13 protein-coding genes and 1 tRNA gene are annotated in these 19,959 nt (G+C 72.9%); 9 read left to right on the forward strand and 5 right to left on the reverse strand.

Going from position 1 to position 19,959, the window contains the following annotated elements; genetic code table 11:
* Nucleotides 1-223 precede the first annotated feature (223 nt).
* Nucleotides 224-3,013, forward strand: coding sequence for a SpoIIE family protein phosphatase (locus AC067J_RS09605; protein ID WP_478297336.1), 2,790 nt, complete (start codon nucleotides 224-226; stop codon nucleotides 3,011-3,013).
* 27 nt (nucleotides 3,014-3,040) lie between these two features.
* Here AC067J_RS09605 and AC067J_RS09610 read toward each other — a convergent pair whose 3' ends face one another.
* Complete coding sequence (locus AC067J_RS09610) at nucleotides 3,041-3,799, reverse strand: hypothetical protein (RefSeq protein WP_478297337.1); 759 nt, start codon at nucleotides 3,797-3,799, stop codon at nucleotides 3,041-3,043.
* A gap of 219 nt (nucleotides 3,800-4,018) precedes the next feature.
* Nucleotides 4,019-5,845, reverse strand: a complete 1,827-nt coding sequence (locus tag AC067J_RS09615; RefSeq protein WP_478297338.1) for a phosphatidylglycerol lysyltransferase domain-containing protein — start codon at nucleotides 5,843-5,845, stop codon at nucleotides 4,019-4,021.
* A gap of 322 nt (nucleotides 5,846-6,167) precedes the next feature.
* Between AC067J_RS09615 and AC067J_RS09620 the strand changes: the two genes are divergently transcribed.
* Entirely contained in the window at nucleotides 6,168-6,821 is a 654-nt protein-coding gene (locus AC067J_RS09620) for a response regulator (protein ID WP_478297383.1), read from the forward strand.
* Entirely contained in the window at nucleotides 6,818-7,957 is a 1,140-nt protein-coding gene (locus AC067J_RS09625) for a sensor histidine kinase (RefSeq protein WP_478297339.1), read from the forward strand. The genes AC067J_RS09620 and AC067J_RS09625 overlap by 4 nt, the downstream gene beginning before the upstream one ends.
* 208 nt (nucleotides 7,958-8,165) lie before the next feature.
* Here AC067J_RS09625 and AC067J_RS09630 read toward each other — a convergent pair.
* A tRNA-Leu gene (locus tag AC067J_RS09630) sits at nucleotides 8,166-8,249 on the reverse strand.
* Between the two features lie 416 nt (nucleotides 8,250-8,665).
* Between AC067J_RS09630 and AC067J_RS09635 the strand changes: the two genes are divergently transcribed.
* The 6 genes from AC067J_RS09635 to pknB all read left to right on the forward strand — a co-directional run bounded on the left by AC067J_RS09635 (nucleotide 8,666) and on the right by pknB (nucleotide 17,436).
* Entirely contained in the window at nucleotides 8,666-9,541 is an 876-nt protein-coding gene (locus AC067J_RS09635) for an FhaA domain-containing protein (protein WP_478297340.1), read from the forward strand.
* 46 nt (nucleotides 9,542-9,587) lie between these two features.
* Nucleotides 9,588-10,121 (forward strand): FHA domain-containing protein FhaB/FipA, encoded by a 534-nt coding sequence (locus tag AC067J_RS09640; RefSeq protein ID WP_478297341.1) that lies wholly within the window; start codon nucleotides 9,588-9,590, stop codon nucleotides 10,119-10,121.
* Nucleotides 10,122-10,174: 53 nt separating this feature from the next.
* Nucleotides 10,175-11,869: a PP2C family protein-serine/threonine phosphatase gene (locus AC067J_RS09645; RefSeq protein WP_478297342.1), complete on the forward strand. Its 1,695-nt coding sequence runs from the start codon at nucleotides 10,175-10,177 to the stop codon at nucleotides 11,867-11,869.
* A 132-nt stretch (nucleotides 11,870-12,001) separates the two neighbouring features.
* Complete coding sequence (locus tag AC067J_RS09650; RefSeq protein ID WP_478297343.1) at nucleotides 12,002-13,486, forward strand: FtsW/RodA/SpoVE family cell cycle protein; 1,485 nt, start codon at nucleotides 12,002-12,004, stop codon at nucleotides 13,484-13,486.
* Nucleotides 13,483-14,940: a peptidoglycan D,D-transpeptidase FtsI family protein gene (locus AC067J_RS09655; protein ID WP_478297344.1), complete on the forward strand. Its 1,458-nt coding sequence runs from the start codon at nucleotides 13,483-13,485 to the stop codon at nucleotides 14,938-14,940. The genes AC067J_RS09650 and AC067J_RS09655 overlap by 4 nt, the downstream gene beginning before the upstream one ends.
* 327 nt (nucleotides 14,941-15,267) lie before the next feature.
* Nucleotides 15,268-17,436 (forward strand): Stk1 family PASTA domain-containing Ser/Thr kinase, encoded by a 2,169-nt coding sequence (gene pknB, locus AC067J_RS09660; RefSeq protein ID WP_478297345.1) that lies wholly within the window; start codon nucleotides 15,268-15,270, stop codon nucleotides 17,434-17,436.
* Between the two features lie 204 nt (nucleotides 17,437-17,640).
* On the opposite strand, the gene AC067J_RS09665 is transcribed toward pknB, so the two are convergent.
* Nucleotides 17,641-18,501 (reverse strand): class E sortase, encoded by an 861-nt coding sequence (locus AC067J_RS09665; protein ID WP_478297346.1) that lies wholly within the window; start codon nucleotides 18,499-18,501, stop codon nucleotides 17,641-17,643.
* Nucleotides 18,502-18,547: 46 nt separating this feature from the next.
* Nucleotides 18,548-19,954, reverse strand: a complete 1,407-nt coding sequence (locus AC067J_RS09670) for a class E sortase (protein WP_478297347.1) — start codon at nucleotides 19,952-19,954, stop codon at nucleotides 18,548-18,550.
* Between the last annotated feature and the right edge of the window lie 5 nt (nucleotides 19,955-19,959).

The raw sequence follows: 19,959 nt of genomic DNA on the forward strand, positions 1-19,959 counted from the left end.
TCCCGTCCTGCGACCCTACCCCCCGCGCACGCCGTACCGGCGGGGTGGACGGGGAGTGCGAACCGGCGCACGCCCCGTGACACGCAACTGATACCGAGGAATCTCCCCGTTTCGCTATCGACTCGCGGCCCGTCCGTGCTTCGCTGGTATCCGCACAGCATGCCTTCCTCCGGAGAATCGGCCGTCTCCAGGCGTGGCGGCCAGGCGGGAGCAGACCGAATCCATGGTGGACGAGCCCAACTCCACATCGCGTCCGGCGGGCACCGAAACGGGGCCCGGCACCGCACCGGGTGACCAGCCGTCAGGCGTGGTCGCCCTGGTCCGGCTCGCCCTCGTGCTGGTCGACCGGAGCGGCCGGGTCACCCAGTGGAGCCGGGCCGCCGAAGAGCTGTTCGGACACCGCGCGGAGGTCGTCCACGACCGCCCCGCCTCCGGCCTGCTGCCCGCCGCCGAACCCCGCAGCGTCCCCGGTCCCGCCGGGGCCGGTGCCCCCGCGTCCCGCCGCCGGGACGCCTTCGACACCCTCGCCGAGCTGACCGCCGCCGGGGCCGCCTGGGCCGGACAGCTGCCCGTGGTCGACCGCGAGGAGCGGCTGCGCGACGTGCTCTGGTGGGCCTACCCCGTCGACGGGCCCGCCGGCGGACTGCTGGCCCTGGCCGCCGACGCCCGCCCGCTGCGCTCGGCGGGCCCCCGGCTGGCGCTCGGCGAGCGCCTGCTGCCGTTCGCCGCCGCCCCCGGCGCCCGCGGCGGGTTCCACCGGCTCTCCGCCGCGCTGACCACCCCCGGCCGGCCCGTCCCCGAACCGTTCACCGCGCTGCTGCCCGGATCGGCCGAGCGGCGCGGGCAGCTGCTGGACGCCCTGTCCCGGGGCGGCCTGCCCGCCCTGCGGCCGGACCCGACCAGCGTGCTGCCGGTCCGGCCCGCCGACCCGGCGACCGGCACCGCGCACGCCGCCGCCGGGATCGGCCGGCGCTACCCGACCGCACAGCAGCGCGCCACCCGGCTCGGCCCGCCGCCGCAGCCCGAGCAGACCGCCCCCGGCCGCCGCCCGGCCGGCCCGCTGCCCGGTCAGCGCGAGGCCGCCGGCGCCGCCACGGCCGCTGCCGCCCAGACCACCGCCGCCCAGACCACCGCCGTGCCGGCCGCCGGCACCACCGTCCCGGCACCGCCGAGAGGAGGCACCGCCATCGAGCAGACCGCCGTCGAGCAGACCGCCGTCGAGTCGTCCGCCAACGGACGCCGGCTCCACCCGGACGAGCCCGCCGCACCCGTACCGGTCCCCGCGCCCCTGTCCGTGTCCGCCCCCGCGGCCCCGGCCGGCCGGTTCGGCCCGTTCCTCACCAACGGCCACGCCGGCGAGCAGCTGGCCCTGCTCAACGAGGTCGGCGGCAAGGTCGGCACCACCCTCGACCTCGGCTTCACCGCCCACGAGCTCTGCCAGGTACTGGTCCCCCGGGTCGCCGACTTCGCCTGCGTCGACCTGGTCGACGGGCTGATCTCCGACTCCGAGCTGCCCGCGGCCCGCCCCGACGACGACACGATGCTCCGCCGGGTCGCGCTGGCCTGCAACGAGTCCGTCGGCCAGTGGGACCACGTGCTCGCCGAGGGCTCGCTGGTCGCGATGCCCCGCCGCACCCCGCCCGGCATGGCCCTCCAGCTCAACCAGCCCGTCCTGGTCCCGGTGGTCACCCGCGACGTCGCGGTCGACTACGCCGCCGCGCTCGGCGGCCCCAGGCTCGCCTCGGTGGTCTCCGGCCGCTCCATGCTGGTGGTGCCGCTCTCCGCCCGGGGCACCGTGCTCGGCATCCTCAAGCTGCTCCGGCTGCCCGACCGCGACCCCTTCGACGAGGGGGACGCCGCCACCCTCAAGGAGCTGGCCGCCCGGGCCGCGCTCTCGCTCGACAACGCCCGGCTGCACCGGGCCGAGTCCCGGGTCGCCACCACCCTCCAGCGGTCGATGATCCCGACCCGCCCGCCGCAGATCCCCGGCGTCCAGATCGCCCACCGCTACCTGCCCGGCGACTCCCGGGCCGAGGTCGGCGGCGACTGGTTCGACGCGATCCAGCTGCCCGGCAGCCGGGTCGCCCTGGTGGTCGGCGACGTGATGGGCCACGGCCTGCACTCGGCCGCCGCGATGGGCCGCTTCCGCACCGCGATGCAGACCCTGGCCGCCCTCGACCTGCCGCCCGGCCAGTTGCTGCGGCACCTGGACAACCTGGCCCACAAGCTCGGCGACGACCACCTCGCCACCTGCCTGTACGCGGTCTACGACCCGATCAACCGGACCTGCGAACTGGCCAGCGCCGGCCACGTCCCGCCCGTCCTGGTCCACCCGGACGGCACCGGCGAGCTGCTGGAGATCCCGGCCGGCGCCCCGATCGGGGTCGGCGGCGTGCCCTTCGTCGCCAAGACCATCGACGTCTCGGACGGCTCCATGCTGGTGCTCTGCACCGACGGGCTGGTCGAGGTCCGGGGCGGCGACATAGGGGCCGGACTGGCCGCGCTCTGCGGCAACCTGATCGACCCCCGGCAGAGCCCCGAGCAGGCCTGCGACGTGGTGCTGGACCGGCTGCACTCGGACGACCGGAAGGACGACGTCGCCCTGCTGGTGGCCCGCTTCGACGGGGTCGCCCCGACCGAGGTCGCCACCTGGGACCTCACCGTCGACCAGCGCGAGGTCCGCCGGGCCCGTGCGCTGGTCCGCGAGCAGCTGGCCGGCTGGCACCTGGAAGCGCTCAGCGACACCACCGAACTGCTGGTCAGCGAGCTGGTGACCAACGCCGTCCGGGTCGCCCGGGACCGCGTCCAGCTCCAGCTGATCCGGGTGGACAAGCTGCTGGTCGAGGTCAGCGACGACAACCACAACCTGCCCTCGCTGGAGCCCGCCGAACAGCTCGGCGAGACCGGCCGCGGGCTGACCCTGGTGACCAAACTCGCCGAACGCTGGGGCACCGCCCGCAAGGCGGTCGGCAAGGTCGTCTGGTTCGAACTCCCCCTGCCGCCGCCCCGCTGAGGCCCGCCCGCCCCCGGGCCGGCGGGTCTACGGCACGGCCCGGACCGGCGTCCGGCGCCGGGCCTCCGTGGCGACCTCGATCGAGGCGGCCGCGGCCACCGCGGCCGCCGCCCCGACCCCGGCCAGCACCCGCGGCCAGAAGTCCCCGAAGACCTCCACCGAGACGGCGATGAGCAGCGCCGCGATCACCGCGACCACGTGCTCCAGGCCCGCCAGGTTCGGCAGGACGACCGCCTCGCCGACCATCAGCGCCACCACCAGACCGGCGGTGAACCAGGCCCGGCTGCGGAACGCGATGCAGATCGCCAGCGCCACCACGGCCGCCGACGGACCGGTGTCCCGCACGTGCGCGACCCACTTCGGGAAGCCGAAGACGTGGTCCGGCCCGATCGCCACCCCGACCCGGGCGAACAGCGTCCCGGCCAGGGTGCAGGTGTAGGCCACCACCAGGGTCAGCCGCCGGCCGAGCACGATCTCGGCGATGCCGAAGACCACGAAGACCTGCGCCAGCGCCCCCCACACCGGCAGGTCCAGGGCCGGCACGTACAGCGACAGCGGCGTGCGCAGCAGCGAGACCTCCAGCGGCAGCGCGGCCTTCACCACCCCGATCTGGGTGACGAACCGCTCGCCTCCCGGGAGGTGCTGGACGACGCTGAACATCAGGATCAGGCAGGTCGCCGCGGTGGCCAGCGGGACGGCTGCGAACTTCTTCCGCGCCACCCGCTCCCGGACAATCCGGAACAGTGTTCCCCACTCGGCGACAGCGGCCTCTCTGGCAATTGCCACCGGCCCCTTTCGCACGCCCCCCGCGTGGGTCCTCTGATTCACAGCCGTCTCTCCAAATCCCCGTAGCCGCGAACGCTTTCCCGGCTACCCCAACATTAGAAGCCGGTCCGGGAATCCACATCGGCATAGATGTGGATCGAGGTCATCCTCAGGGGGGAGAGCTCACCCCGAAATCCCCCCATCCGGACGCCCGGTTCCCTCCGCCCCCCGGCGGAGGGACTACCCCTTCCCGTCCCGCGCCGCCACCGGGACCCTGGGCTCCGCGACGGCGGTCCCCACGTGCCGGCGACGGAACAGGGCGGGCAGACTCGGTGCGGTGATGAAGCCCTCGGCCCGGGCGCTGGCGATGCCGATCCGCGGAATCTCGCTGCTCTTCTCGAACAGCAGATAACGCGGCTCCCAGATCGGCCGGTACTTGGCGTTGGCCCGGTACAGGGATTCGATCTGCCACCAGCGCGAGAAGAAGCCCAGAACGGAGCGCCAGAGCCGCAGCACCGGCCCGGCGCCGAGCTTCGAACCCCGCTCGAAAACGGAACGGAACATCGCGAAGTTCAGCGAGACCCGGGCCAGATTCACCTCGCGGGCGCGCTGCAGGAGTTCGATCACCATGAACTCCATCAGGCCGTTCTCGGTGTCCCGGGCCCGGCGCATCAGGTCCAGCGAGAGCCCGTCCGCACCCCACGGCACGAAGCTCAGCAGCGCCTTCAGCTCACCGTCGCCGTCGTGGCACTCCAGCATCACGCAGCGGCCGTCGCCCGGATCCCCCAGCCGGCCCAGCGCCATCGAGAAGCCGCGCTCCGTCGCACCGTCCCGCCACTGGTCGGCCTTGGCGACCAGCTCGGCCATCTCCGACTCGGGGATCTCCTCGTGCCGACGGATCCGGACGGTGTACCCGGCCCGCTTGACCCGGTTGTACGCCTGCCGCACCACCCGCATCGCACGGCCGTCCAGCGAGAACTCGTCGAGCTCGACGATCGCCTCGTCGCCCAGCTCCAGCGCGTCCAGCCCGTGCCGGGCGTAGATCACCCCGGCCTCCTCGGAGGCGCCCATCACGGCGGGTGCCCAGGCGTGCTCGCGGGCCTCGGACAGCCAGGCGTCGATCGCCCCCGGCCAGGCCTCGGGGTCGCCGATCGGGTCGCCGGAGGCCAGCGAGACCCCGCCGACCACCCGGTAGGTGACCGCCGCCTTGCCGCTCGGCGAGAACACCACCGCCTTGTCGCGGCGCAGCGCGAAGTAGCCCAGCGAGTCCCGGTCGCCCTGCCGGTCCAGCAGGCCCCGCAGCCGCTCCTCGTCCTCGGCGGTCAGCAGCTCCTTGTTCCGGGGGCTGCGGAAGGCGACGTAGAGCACCAGCAGGAAGAGCAGCGCGCCCATCGCGTTGATGACCGCGTTCACCCAGGTCGGGGCGTCGATCACGGAGCGCAGGTGCTCGGACGGCGTGACGGTGACCATCCGGCCGACCGAGTAGCGGAACATGTCCCAGAAGCCGGCGCCGTCGAGGTCGTTGGTCATCGCGACCAGCGCCGCGCCGACCACCCCGCCGAAGCCCAGGCCGGCCACGAAGGTGGCCGCCGCCGTCTTCGGGTTGGAGCGGTCGCCCTTGGAGGTGAACTCCTTCCGGCCGACCAGCAGCGCCAGCACGAACAGGCAGGTAAGCACGGTGGAGACGTAGTTCAGCGGGTGCTCGTTGAACCCCTCGCCGGGCAGTGCCATGGCGATCAGGTAGAGCAGCGCGAACAGTCCGGCGAGCGCGGTGTTGAAGATCCACGCGGCCCGCTTGCGGCGCCGCATCGCGATCGCCAGGAAGGCCGACAGCACCGCGCTGCTCAGGCCGGCCGTCATCAGGTACGGGGTGAAGTACTCACCCTCGTTGTGCGTCTCGACCTGGTCCCGGAACGGCACCAGCAGTACGGTGACCAGGTTCAGCAGGGTCAGCAGGCGCAGGTACCAGACGGTCGCCGCGGCGGCCCGCGGGCGCCAGCGCTCCAGCAGGCCCGGCCGGGACCCGGAGGAGGACGTGGACGGCTCCGGCTTCAGAGTGGACGACACAGCTCAATTCCAAACGATCAGATGGTGGGGCGCATCCGCACACGGCCCGACGCCGGGCACCCGCACAGGCCCGACGGACTCACCGGCCGCCCGCCTGGGCCGGCAGACCGATGGAGCGGCAGCCAACTCAATGGTTCCCCACCGCGGGTGAGAATCGCGTGAACCAGGTAGGCGATTCACACCCCCGCCGAACGGCGGGGGTGCCGCGACCAGGCCGAACCGCCGGTCCCGGCTCCCCAGGCCCTACCCTCGAATCCAGTCATGCGGACCGGCCCGGCCCCGTCCGCCGAACCGAGGAGGGACCATCACCACCACCCGCGTGCTGATCGTGGACGACGAGATCCTGGTCAGGTCCGGCCTGGGCCTGATCGTCGGCTCCGCCCCCGACCTGGAGGTGGTCGGCGACTGCTCCGGCGGACAGGCCGAGGAGTACGTCCACCGGCTGCGCCCGCACGTGGTGCTGCTCGACATCCGGATGCCCGACCTGGACGGCATCTCGGTGCTCCGCCGGCTGCGGGCGCTGCCCGACCCGCCGGCCGTGGCGATGCTCACCACCTTCGACACCGACGAGTACATCGGCACCGCGCTGCGGGCCGGCGCGTCCGGCTTCCTGCTCAAGGACACCGCCCCGGACCAGCTGGTGCACGCCGTCCGGGTGCTCGCGGCGGGCGGCAACATCCTCTCCCCGACCGTGACCCGCACGGTGATCGGCGGCTACGTCGACGGCGGCGGCCCGGACGCCGAGGCGGCGACCCTGGCCCGCACCCTCACCGGCCGCGAGCTGGACGTGCTGGCACTGCTCGGCGAGGGCCTGTCCAACGCCGAGATCGCCGACCGGCTCTTCCTCGGCACCGGCACGGTGAAGGACCACATCAGCGCGATCCTCGGCAAGCTCAGCGCCGCCAACCGGGTCCAGGCCGCCGTCATCGCCCACCGGGCGGGCCTGGTCCGGCCCAAGCCGAGCGACGGGGCATGAGCGACCCCTCCCCCGGCAGACGGCTCCCGGCCCGCTTCACCGCGCCCTGGCTGATGCTCCTGCTGCCGGCGCTCTACTCCCTCGTCGACGCCGCCCTGGTGGCCCGGGGAGCGCCCCTGTGGCAGACCCTGCTCTCGGTGCTGGCCGCCGTCGCACTGCTCTGGCGGCGGCGCTTCCCGGTCACCGTCCTGCTGCTGGTCATGCCCGGCAGCTACCTCGACGACATCTGGCTCGCCCCGATAACGGCCGTCTACACGGTGGCGGCCGAGCGCCCCAGCCCCCGGGTGGTGGTGCCCTGCGCCTCCCTGTTCGCCCTCGTCGAGTTCTTCCACTGGCCGGTCTACGAGCAGACCTTCGAGCTGAGCCGGGACACCGCGCTGTACGCGATCCAGTCGGTGATGCTGGCCGCCGGCCCGGCCGCCACCGGCCTGCTCTCCCGCACCAGGCGCGAGCTGGCCGCCCGGCTGGACGAGCTGACCCGGGGCCAGGAGCGGGAGAGCCGGCTGCTCGCCGAACGGGTGCTGAGCGACGAGCGCGGGCGGCTCGCCCGGGAGATGCACGACGTCGTCTCGCACCAGGTCAGCCTGATCAGCATCCAGGCGGGCGCGCTCCAGGTCTCCACCCCCGACCAGGCCGCGGTGACCACCGCCCGGACCATCCGCGAGCTCTCCGTCCGCACCCTGGAGGAGCTGCGGCAGATGGTCGGGGTGCTGCGGGCCGGCGGCCCGCGGATGGACACCCCGCTGGCCCCGCAGCCCCGGCTGGCGGACCTGCCGCGGCTGATCGAGGAGAGCGGGCTGTCCGCCGACGCCGAACTGGCGCCCGGCGACCGCCCCTGGCCGGAGGCGGTCGAGCGGGCCGCCTACCGCACCGTCCAGGAGGCGCTCACCAACATCACCAAGTACGCGCCGGACGCCGCGGTGCACGTGCGGGTCAAGGCCCGGGGGCGCAGGCTACGGGTCGAGGTCCGCAACGAGGCCCCGCCGGTCCGTCCCACCCAGACCCTGCCGGGCGGCGGCCACGGCCTGGTCGGCCTGCGCGAGCGCGCCCAGCTGCTCGGCGGCTCGCTCGCCGCCGGCCCCACCGCGGACGGCGGCTTCGAGGTCCGGGCCGAGCTCCCCGCCAGCCGGAACTGACCGGCCGGGGACTCCGGGGCTCCGGGCCTCTGAGCCGAAGGGGCGCGCCGGTGCCGAGAGGGAGAAGCGAGGAGGACCCGAGGAACGAGGGGCCTTGGAGCGCCGACCGTCGGCACCGGGTCGGAGCGCTCCGGAGGCGAAGAGGCCCTAGAAGCAGCCCCGACAACGAGAAAGCCCCGCAGATCCGAAGATCTGCGGGGCTTCGCTGTGCGCGAGGGGGGAGTTGAACCCCCACGCCCTTTCGGGCACTGGAACCTGAATCCAGCGCGTCTGCCTATTCCGCCACCCGCGCATGGGTGTTTGTCGTGGTTGCCAGCCGATCAGCCGACCCGCTCGGTACCATGTGGCCCTTGCGGTTCTTCGATCCGGCCCCCTTGCGGGTGCCCCTTCCGACGTGGAAAACAGTAGCACGACCTGCGGGCCACCTCCGAATCCGTTCCCCGGGGAGGCCGGGCGCATCCGAACGGATGCCCGGCGAACAGGCGAGCGAGGGATGGCGGCCCCTTCCGGCGGGTAGCCCTGGCATGCTGCCGCCCGAATGCGTCACCCTGTGTGTCCGAGCCCACCCCCGGGCACCACGTGCTCCGGGAACCGTACGGATGGCCCCGGCGTGGATACGATCAGTACGGAAGTACCGCAAGTAGGCGCGACCGGCTCCCCGGAATCCGGTCGGCAGGCAGGCGAACGAACCCTGGAAGGGGGTGCCCCATGGGAGTGCTGAAGAAGTTCGAGCAGCGACTCGAGGGTCTCGTCAACGGCACCTTCGCCAAGGTGTTCAAATCCGAGGTCCAGCCCGTGGAGATCGCCGGAGCGCTGCAGCGCGAGTGCGACAACAACGCGAGCATCTGGAACCGCGAGCGCACCGTCGTGCCCAACGACTTCATCGTCGAGCTGAGTCCGCACGACTACGAGCGGCTGAGCCCCTACTCCGGGCAGCTGGGCACCGAGTTGTCCGGCATGGTCCGCGAGTACGCCGAGGCCCAGCGGTACAGCTTCATGGGCCCGCTCCAGGTGAACCTGGAGAAGGCCGACGACCTGGACACCGGCCTGTACCGGGTGCGCAGCCGCACCCTCGCGGCCGAGGAGCAGCCACCGCCGCAGCAGCAGGCGCCCGCGCAGCCCACCCAGCCCGGCTACGGGCGGCCGCCGGCCGCCCCGGCCCCCGGCGCACCGTGGCAGCAGCAGGGCGCCGCCCCGTACAGCGCGCCCCCGCCGCCGGCCGCGCCGCCCACCCAGCCCCCCGGGCCGCCCGCCCCCGGCGGCGGCAACGTGCGCCCGTTCCCGGGCGCCGGCCACGGCACGTCGGTGCGCCGCTGGATCGAGGTGAACGGTGCCCGGCACCAGATCACCGGGAACGTCTGCGTGCTCGGCCGCTCCACGGAGGCCGACGTCCGCATCGACGACCCCGGGGTCTCCCGGAAGCACGCCGAGATCCGGCCCGGCACCCCCTCGATGGTGCTCGACCTGGGGTCCACCAACGGCATCGTGGTGGACGGACAGCACACCCAGCGCGCTACGCTCCGCGACGGCTCTCGAATCGTCGTGGGCTCCACCACCATCGTCTACCGACAGGTCGAAGGGTAGTGTCCGATTTGTTCGCTCGCTTCGCTCACTCACGGGCGGGCCGGCCATGTCAGAACTGACCCTGACGGTCATGCGGCTGGGCTTCCTGGCCGTGCTGTGGCTGTTCGTCATCGTCGCGGTCCAGGTGATCCGCAGCGACCTGTTCGGGACCAGGGTGAACCCCCGCGCGTCCCGCCGGGGCGCCGCCGCACCCGCGGCCGGTGCCGCGGCCCCCGCGCCCGGGCGCCCCGCGCAGGCCCAGCCCTCCGCCGGTCCGCAGACCCAGGGCGGCGGGCGCCGTCGCGGCGCACCGACCCAGCTCGTCGTGGTCCAGGGCTCACTGGCCGGGACCACCGTCGCGCTCCAGGGCCAGACCATCACCCTGGGCCGGGCCCACGACTCCACCATCGTGCTGGACGACGACTACGCGTCCTCCCGGCATGCCAGGATCTATCCCGACCAGACTGGGCAGTGGACGGTCGAGGATCTAGGCTCCACCAACGGCACCTATCTGGACCGTCAGCGCCTGACCGCGCCGACCCCGCTCCAGCCGGGCATGCCGATCCGTATCGGCAGGACCGTCATCGAACTGCGGAAGTAGTAGCGCATGAGGGACAGCATCCCGTCCATGACCCAGAGGGGGGCACAGGTCGCATGACCCTGGTGCTGCGCTTCGCCGCCGGCTCCCACAAGGGACTGATCCGGGAGGGGAACGAGGACTCCGGCTATGCCGGCCCGCGGCTGCTGGCCGTGGCCGACGGCATGGGCGGCGCGGCGGCCGGCGAGGTCGCTTCCTCCGAGGTGCTCGGCTCGATCGTCCGGCTGGACGAGGACGTGCCCGGCGCCGATCTGCTGACCCTGCTCGGTGACGCGGTCCAGGGCGCCAACGACCGGCTCCGCCAGATGGTCGAGGAGGACCCGCAGCTCGAAGGCATGGGCTGCACCCTCACCGCGATGCTCTGGACCGGCCAGCGGATGGGCCTCGTCCACGTCGGCGACTCCCGCGCCTACCTGCTGCGCGACGGGTCGCTGGTGCAGATCACCCAGGACCACACCTGGGTGCAGCGGCTGGTCGACGAGGGCCGGATCACGCCCGAGGAGGCCGAGACCCACCCGCAGCGGTCGCTGCTGATGCGGGCGCTGGACGGCCGCGGCCAGGTCGAGCCGGACCTGTCGATCCGCGAGGTGCGGGCCGGCGACCGCTACCTGATCTGCTCCGACGGCCTCTCCGGCCCGGTCAGCCACCAGACCCTGCAGGACACGCTCGGCAGCTACTACTCGCCCGAGCAGACCGTGCAGGAGCTGATCCAGCTCGCCCTGCGCGGCGGCGGTCCGGACAACATCACCTGCATCGTGGCGGACGTCCTCGACGTCGGCGCCACGGACACCATGAGCGGCCAGTTCACCGACGTCCCGGTGGTGGTCGGCGCGGTCGCCGAGACCCCGCCGTCCTCGGCCGCCGCCGACCAGTCGATCCGCGACACCCCGGCCGGCCGCGCCGCCGGGCTCGGCCGCGGCCCGCAGGGCGCGTTCGGCCCGGCCGCGGGCTACGACGCCGGCTACCAGGGCGACGGCCAGAACGGCTTCGGCCCGGCCGAGGGCTACCCGGAGGGCTACGGCGCCGGCGAGCCGGCCGCGCACCCCGCCGAGGGCTTCGACGACGAGGAGCCGCGGCCGAAGCGGAAGAACCGCGCGCTGACGTTCTCGCTGATCGGCCTGGTCACCGTGGGCCTGCTCGGCGCGGGCGGCTTCTTCGGCTACCAGTGGACCCAGAGCCAGTACTACGTCGGCACCGAGGGCGACCACGTCGCGGTCTACCAGGGCGTCAACCAGAACCTGGCCGGACTGAACCTCTCCTCGGTGCACACGCCGTACAAGGAGATCGAACTCAAGTACCTGCCGAAGGACCAGCTCACCCACGTCACCAACACCATCTCGGCGAGCAGCCTCGGCGACGCCGACGACAAGGTGAAGAAGCTGGGCGAGCAGGCCGCGTTCTGCCGCAAGGTCGCCGACGCCCGGGCCGCCGCCGCCAACCCGACCGCTCCGGCGGCCCCGCCGGCGGTACCCGCGGCGCTCTCCGGCCTCACCGGCGGGACGGCCGTGCAGGCCGGGTTCGTGACGGCCACCACGCCGCCCAGCCCGTCCGCGAGCGGCCGGGCGCCCGCGGCGGGCGTACCCACGGCGAGCCCCACCCCGAGCACCCCGACCCCGAGCGCTCCGGCAGCCGGCACGCCCTCCGCGGTCGCGCCCAGCCAGAGCGCCGCCGCCCCGGCCGCCCCGCAGGGCGACCTGCCCGGCCTGAGCGACGAGGAGCGGCAGCGGGCCGACTCCTGCCCGAAGCCGTGACGGCCGCGACCCGACATAGGTCCGCCCCGCGCGGGCCCGCCGGCCGGCAGGGAGCGGCCACCACGTGAGCGAGCAGACCATCGAGAGGCGTGCCCGGGCGAATGCCCCTGCCGAGTGGACCGAGGCGGGAGCATGAGCACCTTCGACCTGAGCAGTGATGCGAACAACCGGTCCGACGGACACACGGCCGGCGGTGTACCCGCCGACCGCGCGTCCTCACGGCGCCGGGGCAACACCACGATCTCGCCGCAGGGCACGCCGAACCGGCGCAACACCGAGCTGGCGCTGCTGGCCTTCGCGGTGGTGCTGCCGGTCCTGGCCTACGCCAACGTGGGCCTGGCGATGGACGACAAGCTGCCCACCGGCATGCTCGGCTACGGCCTCGGCATGGGGGCGCTCGCACTGGTCGCCCACCTGCTGATGCGGAAGTTCGCGCCGTACGCGGACCCGCTGATGCTGCCCATCGCCACCCTGCTCAACGGGCTCGGACTGGTGATGATCTGGCGGCTCGACAAGGCCGGGCCGCTGCTGCACAAGAACTTCGCGGCGGCGCCCAACCAGCTCATGTGGTCGGGCCTCGGCGTCGCGTTCTTCATCGTGGTGATGGTGTTCCTGAAGGACCACCGCGTCCTCCAGCGCTACACCTACATCTCGATGGCGGTGGCCCTGGTGCTGCTCGCCGCGCCGGCCTTCTTCCCGGCGCGCAAGGAGGACTTCGGGGCCAAGATCTGGATCCGGATGGGCGCCTTCTCGATCCAGCCCGGCGAGTTCGCCAAGATCATCCTGACCGTCTTCTTCGCCGGCTACCTGATGGTCAAGCGGGACGCCCTGGCCCTGGCCAGCCGCCGCTTCATGGGCCTCTACCTGCCGCGCGGCCGCGACCTCGGTCCGATCATCGTGATCTGGCTGCTCAGCCTGCTGATCCTGGTCTTCGAGAACGACCTCGGCTCGTCCTTCCTGTACTTCGGCCTCTTCGTGGTGATGCTGTACGTCGCCACCGAGCGCACCAGCTGGATCATCTTCGGCCTGCTGATGTCGGTCGGCGGCGCCGTCGCGGTCGCCTCCACCACCAGCCACGTCAAGACCCGCATCGACGCCTGGCTCGACCCGATGGCCGCCTTCGCGCCCAAGCCACCGGACGGCGCGACCGAGCAGATCGGCCAGTCGCTGATGGCGCTCGGCTCCGGCGGGGTGACCGGCTCCGGCCTCGGCCAGGGGCGCTCCTGGCTGATCGACTTCGCCGCGAAGAGCGACTTCATCCTCGGCTCCTTCGGCGAGGAACTCGGCCTCACCGGCATGATGGCGATCTTCATGCTCTACGCCCTACTGATCCAGCGCGGCCTGCGCACCGCGATCGCCGCCCGCGACCCGTTCGGCAAGCTCTTCGCCGTCGGCCTCTCCTCGGCGATGGCGCTCCAGGTCTTCGTGGTGGCGGGCGGCGTCACCGGCCTGATCCCGCTGACCGGTATGACCATGCCGTTCCTCGCCCAGGGCGGGTCCTCGGTGGTCGCCAACTGGGCACTGGTCGCGATCCTCCTGAAGATCAGCGACAGTGCCCGCCGCCCGGGCGTGGAACCCGCGCCAGCCACCGAGCTCCAGGGGGGAGCAGCCGCGTGAACAAGCCGATCCGCCGGGTCTCGATCTTCTGCCTCGTCCTGATCCTGGCCCTCATGGTGCGCACCAACTGGGTGCAGGGCGTCCAGGCCGAGGCCTGGGCCACCAACAAGAACAACAAGCGCCAGGTCTACGACCGGTACGCCCACCCGCGCGGCAACATCATCGTCGACGGCCAGCCGGTCACCCAGTCCGCCTTCGTCAACGGCCTGCGCTACAAGTACAAGCGGTCCTGGGTGGACGGCCCGATGTACGCGCCCGTCACCGGCTACTCCTCGCAGGCCTTCGGGGCCAACCAGCTGGAGCAGCTGGAGGACGGCATCCTCTCCGGCAGCGACGACCGGCTCTTCTTCCGCAACACCCTGGACATGCTGACCGGGGAGCCGAAGAAGGGCGGCGACGTCGTCACCACCATCAACGCCAAGGCGCAGAAGGCCGCGTTCGACGGCCTCGGCAGCAAGAAGGGCGCGGTGGTCGCGCTCGACCCGCGCACCGGCGCGATCCTGGCCCTGGTCTCCACCCCGTCCTACGACCCCGGGGTCTTCGCCGGCAACGAGGCCGCCGACAGCAAGGCCTGGACCGACCTCAACGCCGACCCGAACAAGCCGATGCTCAACCGGGCGCTGCGCGAGACCTACCCGCCCGGCTCGACCTTCAAGCTGGTCACCGCGGCGGCGGCGTTCGAGAACGGCCTCTACCAGAACATCGACGACACCACCGAGACCCCGGACCCGTACATCCTGCCCGGCACCAAGACCGAGCTGAAGAACGAGTCCGAGTTCGAGAAGTGCGCGAACGCCACCCTGAAGTCCGGCATGGACCAGTCCTGCAACACGGTCTACGGCAAGATCGGCGCCGACCTGGGCAAGGACAAGATGCGGGCGCAGGCCGAGAAGTTCGGCTTCAACAGCACCGTCGACACCCCGGTCCGCTCCGAGAAGAGCGTCTTCCCGACCAACTCCACCCCGGACGGCACCGCCCTGGACTCCATCGGTCAGCACGACACCCGGGCCACCCCGCTGCAGATGGCCATGGTGTCGGCGGCGATCGCCAACAACGGCTCGCTGATGCAGCCCTACCTCGTCCAGCAGGAGCGCTCGGCCTCGCTGACCACCATCTCCCAGCACACCGAGAAGCAGTTCTCCCAGCCGATCAGCCCGGGCACCGCGGCGAAGCTGCAGGAGATGATGGTCTCGGTGGTCGAGAACGGCACCGGCAAGAACGCCCGGATCCCCGGCCTCACGGTCGGCGGCAAGACCGGTACCGCGCAGCACGGCGAGGACAACGCCGGCCTGCCGTTCGCCTGGTTCACCTCCTACGCCAAGGCGGCCGACGGCCGCTCGGTCGCGGTCGCGGTGGTGGTCGAGGACGGCTCCAACAACCGTGACGGCATCAGCGGCGGCCGGCTGGCCGCGCCCATCGCCAAGTCGGTGATGCAGGCGGTGCTCGGGAAGTGACCCGGCAGCTCCGGGGCCCGTCGGGCCCCGGACGGACGGGTGGTTCCGGCGGTCCGGGGAACGGGCGCCGGGGGTTCCGCGGGTGAGTGAAATGTCACGATCGGCACCCCTGTCCGGATACCGGTCTGATATCGGCCTGCGGTCGACTCGGGTCCGGCACGGTGCGACCGGTAGCGTATCCGCAGCAGCGGGTGTACCCGTTGCCGCCCGCGAGGCGCCGCACGGTCCTGAACGCAGAACCACCCGGGGCCCGGGCAGCGTCACACGGAGCGTGCGGGGACACCTACGTCACAACCTCACCGGCGGGTGAGGGAGAGGGTCGGAACTATGGAAGAGCCTCGTCGCCTAGGCGGCAGGTACGAGCTCGGCGGCGTCCTGGGACGCGGCGGCATGGCCGAGGTGTACCTCGCCCATGACACCCGGCTCGGCCGTTCCGTCGCCGTGAAGACGCTCCGGGCCGACATGGCCCGGGATCCGTCGTTCCAGGCCCGCTTCCGTCGTGAGGCACAGTCTGCGGCGTCACTCAACCACCCCGCCATCGTCGCCGTCTACGACACCGGCGAGGACTACATCGACGGCATCTCCATCCCGTACATCGTGATGGAGTACGTCGAGGGGTCCACGCTGCGCGAGCTGCTGCACTCCGGGCGCCGGCTGCTGCCGGAGCGCGCGCTGGAGATGACCATCGGCATCCTCCAGGCCCTGGAGTACTCGCACCGCGCCGGCATCGTGCACCGCGACATCAAGCCCGCCAACGTCATGCTGACCCGGCAGGGCAACGTCAAGGTCATGGACTTCGGCATCGCCCGCGCGATGGGCGACGCCGGCATGACGATGACGCAGACCTCCGCCGTCATCGGCACCGCCCAGTACCTCTCCCCGGAGCAGGCCAAGGGCGAGCAGGTGGACGCCCGGTCCGACCTCTACTCCACCGGCTGCCTGCTCTACGAGCTGCTGACCGTCCGCCCGCCGTTCGTGGGCGACTCCCCGGTCGCGGTCGCCTACCAGCACGTGCGGGAGGAGGCGCAGCCGCCGTCCGTCTTCGACCCCGAGGTCCGCCCCGAGGTCGACGCGATCGTGCTCAAGGCGCTCGCCAAGGACCGCGACTACCGCTACCAGAGCGCCGACGAGATGCGCGACGACATCGAGCGCTTCCTCGACGGCCTGCCGGTGGCCGCCGCCCAGCAGGCCGCCGCCTACGGCATGGGCGCCGCCGGGTACGGCTACGACCAGAACGGGTACCCGCAGCACGACCCGTACGGCCAGACCAACATGCTGCCGCAGCAGACCGCCGGCGGGCCGACCACGGTGCTGCCGCAGGCCGCCCCGGGCGGCTACCCGCACGCCCCCGCGCCCGGCTACGACGACGGCTACGGCCAGAACTACGCCGCGGCCCCGGGCAACGGCGGCAACGACGGCTACGACGACGGGTACGGCCGCGCCGGCCGGCGCGGCGAGGAGCCGCCGAAGAAGAGCAACACCTCCTGGATCGTGCTGGCGGTCGCCGCCGTGCTGGTCCTGGTCGGCACCTTCTTCGTCGCCCAGGCGATGTTCAGCAACAAGAAGTCCGACGACCCGAAGGAGGCACCGAAGATCGCGGTGCCGAACCTGGTCGGCAGGAGCCTGGCGGACGCCAAGACGCTCGCCTCCCAGGCCGGTCCCAAGCTGGTGGTCACCGAGGGCGAGAAGCTCGCCTGCCCGGACACCAACGTGAAGAAGGACCAGGTCTGCACCCAGACCCCGGCGGCCGGCGGCCAGCTCACGGAGGCCGGCACGATCACCGTGCAGCTCTCCTCCGGCCCGGCCAAGGCCACCGTGCCGAACGTGGTCGGCAAGACCAAGGAGCAGGCGACCAAGGCCCTGAACGACGCCGGGTTCACCAACGTCTCCGCCGACTACAAGGACGACGACAACGCTCCGCTGGAGCAGGTGATCACCCAGGACCCGCCCGCCAACGCGGGTGCCGACCCGGCCGCCCCGATCAAGCTGACGGTGTCGCAGGGCAAGGCCAAGGTCCCCGTGCCCAACGTGGTCGGCCAGCAGAAGGAGGCCGCGCAGTCCGCTCTGGAGGGCGCCGGGTTCCAGGTCGACGCCTCGAAGACCACGCCGACCAACGACCCGAGCAAGGTCAACACGGTCGCCTCGCAGACGCCCGCGGCGAACAGCAAGGTCGCGGCCAACACCAAGGTCCAGCTGACCGTCTACAAGGCGCCGGACAAGGTCTCGGTCCCGCCGCTGCAGAACGTCCTGCTCAAGGACGCCATCAAGCAGCTCCAGACCCTCGGCCTGCAGTACACGGTGGTGTCGGGCCCGCAGGACCCGAACTCGACGGTGACCTACTCGAACCCGCAGGCCGGAACGCAGGTCGACCCGAACAGCTCGGTCGGCCTGATGACCAAGCCGGCGGACCCGCCCAAAGGGAACGACACACCCACCGTTCCCACCGTCCCCGGGATCCCCACCCCCTCCAACACCAAAGGGGGACCCAACAACTAAGCCCTGGTTCCCCTGGTTCTGAGACCGGGCCGACCGGCTGAGTTGTTTCCGGGAACAGCGTACGAACGCCCGAGGGCCCGTCGACGGAGTGTCGACGGGCCCTCGGGCGTTCGTACGGCAGGGCGCGGGCAGCGCGCGGAGCGGGGCGCGGGGCGCGGGGCGCGGGGCGCGGGGCGCGGGGCGCGGGGCGCGGAGCGGCGGGCTTCAGGAGTGCCGCAGCTCCGGCGGCGGGGTGCGCTTGGCGTCCATGTCGTCCACCCGCACCAGACTCCCCCAGACCGCCATCCGGTAGCGCGAGGTGTACACCGGCGTGCAGGTGGTCAGCGTGATGTACCGGCCGGGCGCGGTGTAGCCGGAGCCCTTCGGCACGGGGGCGACGATGCCGGTGTCGTACTTGGACGTCTCCGGCAGGGTGCTGTCGACCCGGTAGACGTACCACTTGTCCCGCGTCTCGACGACTATCGCGTCGCCCTTGCCGACGGCGTCCAGGTCGTGGAACTTCGCCCCGTGGCCGTCCCGGTGGGCGGCGAGCGTGAAGTTGCCGGTGGCGTCCCAGGGCATCGCCGAGCGGTACGGCTGCTCGTACACCCCGGCGACGCCCTCGGACAGGGTGTCCGGGTCGGTGCCCATCCGGATCATCACCTGGCCCCGGCCCATCGCCGGGACGTGCAGGAAGCCGATCCCGTCGCCCGCCGCGTAGGAGGGCCCGGCGGCCGCCGGCGTGCCGGACGGCGCGGGGGCACCCGGGGTGGTGGGGGCGCCCGACGGGGGAGTGACCGACGGGGGAGTGACCGGGCCGGCCGCCCAGGACTCGCGCAGCTGGTCGGAGGCCGCGGCGGCGGAGCGGTCCGCCAGCACGTCGGTCCACCAGAGCGAGTAGGCGACGAAGAGGCCGAGCACCAGGCCCAGGGTGATCAGCAGCTCGCCGAAGACGCCGAGCGCGGCCAGTGCCCGCCCGCGGCGCCTCCGGCCGGCCGGCTCGCGGCCGCGGCCGCGGCGGCGGCCTGGCTCGGGCTCGGGCGGCGGAAAGGCCTCCTCGGCCACCGCCTCGGTCCCCTGGGTCACGTCTCTCCCCTTCCCGGACCGCCCTCGGGCCGCCCCGGGGCCGTCGTCAGCCCGCCGTGAGGGCGGCCGGCTTGCCCTGGCTGCGCGGCCGTTCGTCGATCATCTTGCCAAAGACGATCAGCCGGTACTTCGAGCTGAACTCCGGCGTACAGGTGGTCAGCGTGATGTAGCGGCCGGCCTGGCCGTAGCCGGCGCCGTTCGGGACCGGCTTGATCACGCTCACGTTGGACGGCGGGGTCTCCGGGATCCCGCCGGTGACCTCGTACGTGTAGTAGGCGGTCGCGGTCTCCACCACGATCTTGTCGCCCTTGCCGAGCTGGTTGATCCGCCGGAACGGCTCGCCGTGCGTGTTGCGGTGCGCGGCCAGCGCGAAGTTGCCCGCCTTGTCGGCCGGCATGCCGGTGCCGGTGTAGTGGCCCACCAGGCCCCTGTCCAGCACCGACCCCTTGGCGGTGCCCTCGGCGATCGGGAACTTCTGGCCCAGCTTCGGCAGGTGGATGATCGCGAAGCCCTTGCCGGGCTCGAAGGTCTCCGGCTTGGCCGGGTCCGGCGCCGGCTGGCCCGGGGCCGCCGGGGCCGGCTGCCCAGCGTCGAACTGCTCCTCCAACTGGTTGCGGGCCCCGGCGGCGGCCGCGTCGGCCTGCACGTTGGTCCACCAGAGCTGGTACGAGACGAAGAGCAGCATCACCAGGCCGAGGGTGATGCAGAGCTCGCCGAGGAAGCGGGCGGCGACCACCGCCGGCGACTCCTTGGCCCGGGGTCCGCCCGCGGCGGCCCGGCCCCCGGCCCGGCGGCGTCCGTGGCCCGAGCGCACCGAGGTCCGGCCCTGTGCGGCGCGGCGGCGCTCCGCCCGGCCGCCACCGGCCGGCGGTCCGTCGACCGGCGGTCCGTCGACCGGCTGTCCGTCGGCGCCGGCCACGGCGGCCATGGTGACCGTCTCGGCCGCCGCGAGTGCCGTGGCGGGGCTCCCCGGGGCGTCCGGGCCCTCCCGGCGCCGACGGCCCGTCGCCGCCGGCGGTGCGGGCGGTGCGGGCGCCGCGGCGGGCTCGTAGACGCCCCAGCCGTCCTCGGCCCCGCCCTGTGCCGGGTAGCCGTCCCGGCCGTGGCCCGGCTGGGCCTGCTGGGCGTCGTACTGCTGGTACTGGCCGTTCTGCTGGTGGCCGTTCTGCGGGTACGGGCCCTGCGGGTACGGCGCGGCCTGGTACGGACCCTGCTCGTACGGCGCCTGCGGGTACGGCGCCTGGTGGCCGTACTGCGGGTAGCCGTTCTGCTGGTACTGGTCCTGTCCCTGGTACGGGGGTTGCCCGTACTGCTCCTGCGGGTACTGCTCCGGGGGGTAGGGCTGCCGGTACGGGTCGTCGTGCTGCTGGTACGGGCCACCGCCCGGCTGCGCGGAACCGCCCTGCGGGTCCGCGTCCGACTGGTAGCGCCCCTCCGGACGCACCGCGGTCATGCGGC

Source organism: Kitasatospora sp. NPDC042419, from assembly GCF_056437345.1.

What these genes read in the sequence shown, in the direction of transcription:
- AC067J_RS09605 (WP_478297336.1), top strand. Translation starts at nt 224, where the DNA reads ATGGTGGACGAGCCCAACTCCACATCGCGTCCGGCGGGCACCGAAACG.
- AC067J_RS09625 (WP_478297339.1), top strand. Translation starts at nt 6,818, where the DNA reads ATGAGCGACCCCTCCCCCGGCAGACGGCTCCCGGCCCGCTTCACCGCG.
- AC067J_RS09635 (WP_478297340.1), top strand. Translation starts at nt 8,666, where the DNA reads ATGGGAGTGCTGAAGAAGTTCGAGCAGCGACTCGAGGGTCTCGTCAAC.
- AC067J_RS09640 (WP_478297341.1), top strand. Translation starts at nt 9,588, where the DNA reads ATGTCAGAACTGACCCTGACGGTCATGCGGCTGGGCTTCCTGGCCGTG.
- AC067J_RS09645 (WP_478297342.1), top strand. Translation starts at nt 10,175, where the DNA reads ATGACCCTGGTGCTGCGCTTCGCCGCCGGCTCCCACAAGGGACTGATC.
- AC067J_RS09650 (WP_478297343.1), top strand. Translation starts at nt 12,002, where the DNA reads ATGAGCACCTTCGACCTGAGCAGTGATGCGAACAACCGGTCCGACGGA.
- pknB (WP_478297345.1), top strand. Translation starts at nt 15,268, where the DNA reads ATGGAAGAGCCTCGTCGCCTAGGCGGCAGGTACGAGCTCGGCGGCGTC.
- AC067J_RS09670 (WP_478297347.1), bottom strand. Translation starts at nt 19,954, where the DNA reads ATGACCGCGGTGCGTCCGGAGGGGCGCTACCAGTCGGACGCGGACCCG.